Origin of the sequence: Moorena sp. SIO4G3 (assembly GCF_010692305.1) — a bacterium.
GTDB lineage: Bacteria > Cyanobacteriota > Cyanobacteriia > Cyanobacteriales > Coleofasciculaceae > Moorena > Moorena producens_A.
This window is the reverse complement of record NZ_JAAHIG010000356.1, coordinates 1-8,781: the sequence shown is the minus strand read 5'-3', so window position 1 is coordinate 8,781 and position 8,781 is coordinate 1. Positions and strand designations below refer to the sequence as shown.

The window sequence follows — 8,781 nt, the reverse complement described above, 5'->3', positions numbered from 1 at the left end:
TTAGGGAGTAGGGAGTAGGGAGTAGGAAATGGGCAAAAGGCAATTACCCATTACCCATTACCCATTACCCATTACCCATTACCCATTACCCATTACCTATTACCCATTACCAATTACCCATTAGTAGCTGACCGATAGTATGGGAAAAAACTCCCAATCACTAATCACAAATTAGCCTGTTTATAGCACTACGCACTATGGTGTTTTACAAATGAAGAAAAATTCAAATTGCTCAATCCCTTGATTAGTAAGCTTTTTTCTTCACTATTGCCTATTGCTAGCATGCCTATTGCCTTGCGCGTAGCGCTATATCTATTCCCAGGAATCTAAATCTAGAGCTTTGGAACCACCTCGCTCTAACTGAATCAACAGGTTACCGAGTTGTGACCAAACTAGCCCACTAATAAACAACGTCATCGGTATGGAGATTGAGTAACACAACCAATAGGGCAAGGCAAAAATTCCTAACCCAGAGGCTAGAAACAGGCAAATCCCAATACCAATTCCCACAAATGGAAGCAGTAACTGCATTCCTTTAATTTCAGCCAGGGTTTCACTGGATTTGGTCTTATACCATTCCTGTACTTTTTCTTTGAGTGTAGCTTCAAAAGCTAGCCCACAGGTAATCCCAGCAAACAAACCAAAAATTAACAAAAAATACGGTGGGTCTGGCCAAAAATTATACACAAATAACTCCTAATCTTCATGCTTTTAGTGCCTGTGAAGATTATTACAAAAAATGATAGCAAAGGGAATAGGGAATAGGGAATAGGGAATAGGGAATATCAAGTCTGGTTGAATACCCATAATTAAGGAGAGGGTGGGGAGATGGGGAGATGGGGAGATGGGGAGATGGGGAGATGGGGAGATGGGGAGGTTTTTATTAAGGGTAATTATCCCGACATTGTCTTGATGCAGTCGCTGATGGGGGAAACCACGCCAGTTGCTCATGGGGGGAACCCCCAAGACCGCACTGGCTCCCCAAGACCGCGCTGCATCGCTATATAAAAGCAGATCTGGGAGTAGGGAATAGGGTATCAAAAATTATCACAATTCCGACACGGATTGCTAAAGCGGCGAATGCGATCCGGTAGTTGTGGTAACTATAATTTTCTAATTTACTAGGGTGGGTTAAGCGCAGCATTGATTTTTTTTCGGGCTGTAACCCACCAAATGCTATAACGTTTGGGAACCGGCGCTAATTACAATAACAACAAGTAGTCAATAGTCAGGAGTAAGTAGTCATGATCAGGAATATCGTTGTAGGCCAGTTGGTCTGACATACTATTTGCTACTCACAGCAGGAGCTTTCGGTAAAATAGCCCCAATCCCATCACTGGAAATAGTACTTAGTGCATTCAAAGCTACATTGAATAAACGTTCTGGGGGTAAATCATCTTTGACTAAGTTCCACAGACTCTGAATTTCTGCTCCATGGAGTTGGTCATCTTCGGTTAACGCTAACAACAGTTCACGTCGCAGAAACTGACCTTCCTCAGACAAGAGATACTGCAAACCAAGTTGAGCGGTTGGTAGCAAATCAAAGTTCTGATCAGACCGAGCGATCGCAATCATATTTTCCAGTCGTTCCCACTGGAATTTACCGTCTTTGAACAAAACCTCAATCAAACGCCGCCGCATTTGTGGAGTTTCACCGGTAAGCAAACGCTGAGCTACATAGGGGTAGGAAACCTCGACAATTTTGAAGTTCGGATCTAAAGTCAGTGCCAGTCCTTCCTGAGTCACCAGAGAACGGATAATTAAGGAAAACTTGGCTGGAACCCGGAAAGGATAGTCGTACATCAACTCTGAGAACTGATCGGTGATCGTCTTGAAGTTGAAATTTCCGACACTTTCACCAATTGCTTGTCCCAAGACAGCTTCTAAGGCTGGGATAATCGGCTGGATATCTGTGTTGGGTGCTAGGAAACCTAATTTAACAAACGCCTGGGCTAATGATTGATAATCTTGATTAATTAGATCAACAACACAGCTGACAATGGTTTCTTTGGTATCCTGATCTAACTGATCCATCATGCCAAAGTCAATATAGCCCATGCGTCCATCCGGAAGAGCAAATAAGTTACCTGGATGAGGATCAGCATGGAAAAAGCCATGCTCTAACAACTGACGCAAACCAGAGGTGACACCAGTTTTAATCAAGCTTGCGGTGTCTAGTCCTAAGGCTTCAATACGTTCTGTGTCTGTTAACTTGAAGCCATCAATCCACTCTAGGGTGAGTACACGGATACTGCTGTAGCGCCAGTATATTGCTGGAACCTTGACAGTGGGGTCGTCTTGGAAGTTTAGAGCAAATCGTTCGGCATTGCGACCTTCATTGAGATAATTAATTTCCTCAAAGAGCTTAGTACCAAATTCATCTACAATCAAAGTTAGGTCATGACCGAGATTGAGTGGTAACCAGGGGGCAATCCAGCTAGCTGCCCACCGCATCAAATAAAGATCTAGGGTGAGGACAGGGCGTAAGTTAGGACGTTGTACCTTAACCGCCACCTCTTCACCGGTGTGGAGTTTAGCCCGATAGACTTGACCGAGACTAGCGGCTGCTACAGGTTTTGGGGAAATTTCGCTAAACAGTGTTTGGATGGAGCGCCCTAAGTCTTGCTCGATCTGGGACAATGCGATCGCATTGTCAAAGGGAGGCAGCTGGTCTTGTAGTTTGATCAGTTCATCTAAAAAATCTTGCCGAATCAAGTCAGGGCGGGTGGAAAGAGCTTGTCCGACTTTAATAAAGGTTGGACCGAGGTTAGTCAGAAGTTCCCGCAGCTGTGTGGCTCGTTTTAACTTATTCTGCTCAGTCCGGTTGCGCCATTGGTCTAACTTAATACTAAAAACAAAGCTAGCGAAACCCCAGACAATCCTCAGGCAACGCCAAATCACTACCCAAGGTCTGGAACGATAGTAGCGGGCGATCGCTTGTGGATCATAGTACCTTTGGGGTTCATTAGACCGCTGTTCAGGAGATACAAGTTGATGCTGACTCACGCTGAGTATAGGCCTCTCTAAGAAATTTATAGTTTTTTATCTATCTTTTGCTTTTTATTAAATAAGTATACACAAGTACATATACAATAACTCGGTATTTAAGTCCAATAGAGGGTTTAGTTCATGTCGGGTGGGCAGTTCATGTCGGGTGGGCAGTGCATCAGACAGATAATTAATGAAGCTTGCAAACCACGTTGGTAGGCACTGCCCACCCTAGGATTAGCGATGCAGCGCCTTGGTATTTAAGTCCAATAGAGGGTTTAGTCCAATAGTTCATGTCGGGTGGGCAGTTCATATAGGGTGGGCAGTGCATCAGACAGATAATGAAGCTTGCAAACCACGTTGGTAGGCACTGCCCACCCTACGATTAATGACAATGGTGCAAGACCTCAGTTGAAGTCCAATAGAGGGTTTAGGGCAGGTTTTGCCACCAGGACAATTGAGAGTCCCATAGAAACCTACACCAGAAACTTGCCCATTTCCTGAACAAACGATGGTCAATTATGGTCAATTGAGTAGATTACGCTCCAAATCACTGACCAGTCAAAATCACCCCCTCATCCCCTTATTCCCTGATCTGGTCATTTTCAAAGGAACTCGTCACAAATTTCTACCAAGGTGTACTTGCAAGGTTTACTAGTCTTGTGTAATGGATTTTTTCTACATGCATATATCTAAAAATTTGTCAACTTCTATTATTACATTAACCGAGGCTCTAGCTTGGGATTTCAGCTCTAATTTGCGTGTTATCACCGATAGTCTTTAAATTAAAACTTCAGCAGAATCCTCCATGACGGGGCTAAATCAACAAAGCAACAATGGTGTCATATCGATTCCGGCGGCATCGTAGCGAACAAGCATGAGCAATGTGTTGATTTATCGACGTTGATTTATCGACGTTGATTTATCTACAACTATGCTGTTTCCGAGATTGCCCGGACCAAATCGGCACTAGCGAATTGGATCTCAGTTACAGACGCACGAAAATGCAATGCCATAAGCAAATTCCCCTGGATTATGCAAGATTATCCCTCTGTCCCTAACCCTTCCCAAGACATTCGGTTAGGCTGCCTACAGTGGTTTTATAACTTACCACTAAGTAGTAAGCTGCTTACTGGTTTGTTTGCCTCTGAGCTAATTTCTCTGATTGGATTCTTCGGCGTCGCTGCTTCAATGATGGTAATAGGAGGGCAAATCGAACTACGAGACCAAGCTGAGTCTCAATTAGCACTCACCGAGACTAACTACAATTCTAAACTTGAGCAAACTAAGCTGGGCTTCCGTAGTCAAGCCGATAATGCTGCCATCATTGCTGCTGCGATCGCTCATCATTCTGGTCAGCCTATCAAAGCAGCCCTCAAGGCTGAAGTCAGACGGGTTCTGAGGAACGAAATTAAAGCCCGCAACATTGAATATGGCACTTTAGTAGGTACCAATGGCAAGATTATTGCTAATGCTAACGCTGACCGTACAGGAGAGAGGTTTAATCCTAATCAATTAGTCAGTCAAGTTTTCCAGAATCGAACGGGGATTGGGAGCAGTCAAATTGTCAGCTGGGTTGAGTTAGCTAAGGAGTCACCTCAGTTACCGAATGGTTTTGTTGAACAAGACGCCCTAATTCGTTACACACTCACTCCAGTCAAGAACCCAGAGACTGGAAATATAGTAGCTGTCTTGGTGTCTGGTGACTTGGTCAATGGCAAATTGCCCATAGTTCACAACACCCTGCAGGGGGTTGACAAAGGCTATAGTGCCATCTACTATCGCCAGGGTTCGGGGGAATTTAACTTAGCCACTGCTGCTTTGGATAACAGTGATGTTAAAGATTTAGAGCAAGGAGAATCGAGTTTACATTTAGTAGACGGGTCCCTGTTGGAGAAAGCAGTTGCCCAAACATCACAGGTAGTTTACACACGCCAAACCTTGGGTAAGCAATCGTACACTATAGTCGCTAAAGCTCTAACTAATTTTGATAGTGAAGCCACAGTAGTGTTAGTCAGAGGAACTACTGAATCCTCTTTCAATCAATTCCTTAGGGATAATTTAGAACTTGAGCTGAGCGTCCTTGCTATAGCCTTAATCGCAGATATCTTTTTGGCTATCTTGCTTGGACGATCAATTGCTAAACCAGTCAAACAGCTACAAAAAACTACCCAAGAATTTGCTGCTGGCAATTTGGAAGCACGAGTCGAGGTGTGGACGAAAGATGAAGTAGGGAAACTTAGTATCAATTTCAATCGTATGGCTGATAGTCTGTTGACTGCTTTTAAGCAAAGGGAACGTTATGCAGCTGAGCAATCACGACTAAACACTCAATTGCAGCAAGAGATTGCAGAACGTCTCCTTACTGTGGAAACACTAAGGCTGATCGAGTTTTCTCTGGATCGGGTAGGGGATGCAGTTTTTTTATCAAAACAGGATGGCCGATTTTGTTATGTCAATGAAGCTGCTTGTAATTTCCTTGGCTACTCCCGTGAAGAACTACTGACGTTGCACCTTTATAATATCGATACCTTACTGTCAAAAGATAACTGGTCACCGTTTTGGAAAAATCTGAAACAGCAAGGTTGTTTTAAGCAAGATTCAGTACATCGCACTAAAGACGGGCGGGAATTTCCTGTAGAAATTGGGGTTAATTATTTACAGTTTAATGATCAAGAATACAACTGTGTTATTGCTCGCGATCTTACCGAGCGTAAACAGGGTGAAAATTTACTAAAACGAACTAACTCTCTGTTAAGGGCGCAACAAGAGGCATCAATTGATGGTATATTAGTTATTGACGAAAACCAAAAAATCCTATGGCACAATCGCCGTTTTGGTCAGATGTGGAATATCCCAGAGGAGATTCTCAACTCTGGTGACGACCAAAAAATATTGAAAAGTGTGCTATCTAAGCTAAATAAACCTAAAGAATTTATCCACAGGTTGAAGTATCTGTATGAACATCCGAGCGAAGTAAGTTGTGATGAAATTTACTTGAATGATGGTCGGATTTTTGACCGTTACTCTGGCTCTGTGGTGTCTGAAGCTAGTGATTACTATACTAGAATCTGGTATTTCCGAGATATCACCCAGAGAAAGCAAGTAGAAGCCCAAGTTACTCAGCTCAATCAAGAGTTGAGTAATCATGCCTTGGAACTAGAAGTAGCTAACACAGAACTGGCAGCAACCAAAGACTTTATCACGAACATAATTAATGCAGTATCTGATCCAATTTTTGTAAAAGATAGATCTTATAAATGGAAATTCTTTAATGATAGCTTTTGTGAGTTTATCGGATATTCTAGAGAGCAACTATTAGGTCATTCAGATTCTGAATTTTTCATCTCAGAAGAAGCTGAGGTTTTTAGAAAAACCGATCAACTCGTCATCAAGAATGGTGTCGTTAATGAAAATGAAGAATACTTTACTGATGCTAAGGGTATCCTTCATTTCATTTCTACCAAGAAAACTCGTTTCTTCGATTCTAAAAATAATCCCTATATTGTAGGGGTTATTCGAGACTTTACTCATCGGAAGCAATTTGAAGACCGACTGGAGAAACTTAATGAATGCTTTCTTAATTTTGGTAGCAATCCCGACAAAAATATTAATCATCTGGTAGCCGTTTGTGGGCAATTACTCAATGCTAGTTTTGCTCTCTATAATTGCCTGGAATACAATCAACTTGTGACATTAGGACAGTGGCAAGTCCCGCCAGATTACCCGACTATGGATAGCGCAAAAGGACGTATTTGCTACGACGTTATTAGAGAAGGAACTGATGAGTCAGTTGTCAAGCAGGATCTCCAGAATACAGCTTATGCTCAAACTGATCCCAACATTAGGGCTTATAATCTGTGTACTTACATCGGTATTGCGGTCAAATGGAACAAAAAGGTAATGGGTTCCCTGTGTGTTTTGTATCAGCAGCAGGTAGAACCAACTACAGAAGACAAACAACTGCTTAACCTGATTGCCAGCGCTATTGGTGTAGAAGAACAACGAAAACAGGCTCAGCAGGAACTTCGGGATAGTAAAGAGCGATTTGCCTTAGCTGTAGAAGGAGTCAACGACGGGATTTGGGATTGCAATCTCCAAACTGGTGAAATGTATTTATCCCCTCGTTGGAAGAGTATGTTGGGGTATGAAGATGATGAAATTAGCAATACGTTTGAATCCTGGACAGAGATTATTCACCCAGACGACCTAGAGCAAACCTTACTGAGTTTTAATAATTATCTAGAGGGCAAGCTTTTTCAGTATCAAGAAGAGTTCCGTGCTTTACACAAAGATGGCACCTACCGTTGGCTGCTGACTCGTGGAGCGGCGCTGTGGGATAAAACACGTAAGCCTTATCGCATAGCAGGTTCTCACACCGATATTTCAGAGCGTAAAAAAGCAGAAGAAGCTCTCAAAAGTCAGTTAACAGCTCTCGAAGCAGCTACTGATGGCATAGCATTAGTTAATCCAGCAGGTGAATACTTTTACCTCAATCAGACTCACCTGGAATTGTTTGGCTACACTAAACCGGATCAACTGGTGGGTCGGCAATGGCATATGATTTATCCGCCAGAAGAAATTGAGCGTATTGAGAAGTCAGTTTTTCCCCAATTGTTTAAAACAGGAAAATGGAGTGGAGAAGCTACAGCTGTGCGCAAGAATGGTAGCACATTTGCTGAGGAATTTTCTCTAACATTACTTGAGGATGGTGGTTTAATCCGAGTCTGTCGAGATATTACAGAGCGTAAAAATGCTGAAGAGCAGATGCGGCAAAATCATCAAAGACTGGCTCTGGCTAATGCCCAGTTAGAACGGGCTACTCGTCTCAAAGACGAGTTTCTGGCTAGCATGAGTCATGAATTACGTACTCCCCTCAACGCCATTCTTGGTTTATCAGAAGCTTTGCAAGAGGAAGTGTATGGTTCAATTACAGATAGGCAGCGTAAGTCTCTCAGCACAATTCAGGGCAGTGGTCAACATTTGCTAGAACTAATCAATGATCTGCTTGACCTTGCCAAAATTGAATCTGGGAAGATGGAACTCCACATCGGTGCTGTTTCCCTCCAAAAACTCTGCAATTCCAGCTTGATGTTTGTTAGAAACCAAGCCCATCACAAAAATATTAAGCTGACTTCTCAGGTAACTGAGAGACTATGGGAAATAGAAGTGGATGAGCGACGTATCCGACAAGTCCTGATCAATTTGCTCAGCAATGCTGTGAAGTTTACCCCAACCGGAGGAAGCGTTATTTTAAAAGCTGAGGAAGACTTATTGAGAAACACTATTTGTTTTAGTGTCATTGATACTGGTATTGGCATTGCTCAGGAAAATATGCGTAAGTTATTCCAATCCTTCGTCCAAATTGACAGCCGTCTGTCCCGTCGCTACGCCGGTACAGGATTGGGTTTGGCTTTGGTGCAACGAACCATAGAAATTCACGGGGGTAGGGTAGATGTCGAGAGTGAAGTGGGTCAAGGTAGTTGCTTCACAGTAACTCTGCCGATTAAACAAAGTGGTGAGGCCAACGGAGAATACCAGAGTGATTTGGAACAGCTAAGCCAATTTACTCAATCCGCCATCTCCAATCCCCAAGTGCTGATCATCGAAGACTCTATTACTGCAGCTGAAGTGATTTCTCGCTATATCAGGGAAATAGGGCTACAAACCTTGACTTACCCTGAAGGAGAAGGTGCTCTCGAGCAGGTTATACAGGTCAACCCAGGGGTGATTATCCTAGATTTGCAATTGCCGAAGGTGTCTGGCTGGAAGGTTTTGGCTCAGCTAAAAGCA

At 43.0% G+C, this 8,781-nt stretch carries 5 protein-coding genes; 2 read left to right on the top strand and 3 right to left on the bottom strand.

The window, feature by feature from the left end; translation table 11 throughout:
* Positions 1–312 precede the first annotated feature (312 nt).
* Positions 313–687 (bottom strand): hypothetical protein, encoded by a 375-nt coding sequence (locus tag F6J99_RS36350; protein ID WP_293120511.1) that lies wholly within the window; start codon positions 685–687, stop codon positions 313–315.
* A gap of 141 nt (positions 688–828) precedes the next feature.
* On the opposite strand from F6J99_RS36350, the gene F6J99_RS36345 reads away from it, so the two are divergent.
* Positions 829–1,008 carry a hypothetical protein gene (locus F6J99_RS36345; protein WP_293120509.1) on the top strand — a complete coding sequence of 60 codons (180 nt, stop codon included), beginning with the start codon at positions 829–831 and terminating at the stop codon, positions 1,006–1,008.
* On the opposite strand, the gene F6J99_RS36340 is transcribed toward F6J99_RS36345, so the two are convergent.
* Positions 1,001–1,144: a hypothetical protein gene (locus F6J99_RS36340; RefSeq protein WP_293120507.1), complete on the bottom strand. Its 144-nt coding sequence runs from the start codon at positions 1,142–1,144 to the stop codon at positions 1,001–1,003. The genes F6J99_RS36345 and F6J99_RS36340 overlap by 8 nt on opposite strands.
* A gap of 140 nt (positions 1,145–1,284) precedes the next feature.
* A complete protein-coding gene (locus F6J99_RS36335) occupies positions 1,285–3,006 on the bottom strand; it encodes an AarF/ABC1/UbiB kinase family protein (RefSeq protein WP_293120505.1) in 1,722 nt (573 codons plus the stop codon).
* Between the two features lie 1,017 nt (positions 3,007–4,023).
* On the opposite strand from F6J99_RS36335, the gene F6J99_RS36330 reads away from it, so the two are divergent.
* On the top strand, positions 4,024–8,781 hold a 4,758-nt coding region (locus tag F6J99_RS36330), incomplete at its 3' end, for a PAS domain S-box protein (protein ID WP_293120503.1).

Coding starts and splice junctions, on each gene's coding strand:
- F6J99_RS36345 (WP_293120509.1), top strand. CDS start 829: ATGGGGAGATGGGGAGATGGGGAGATGGGGAGATGGGGAGATGGGGAG.
- F6J99_RS36340 (WP_293120507.1), bottom strand. CDS start 1,144: ATGCTGCGCTTAACCCACCCTAGTAAATTAGAAAATTATAGTTACCAC.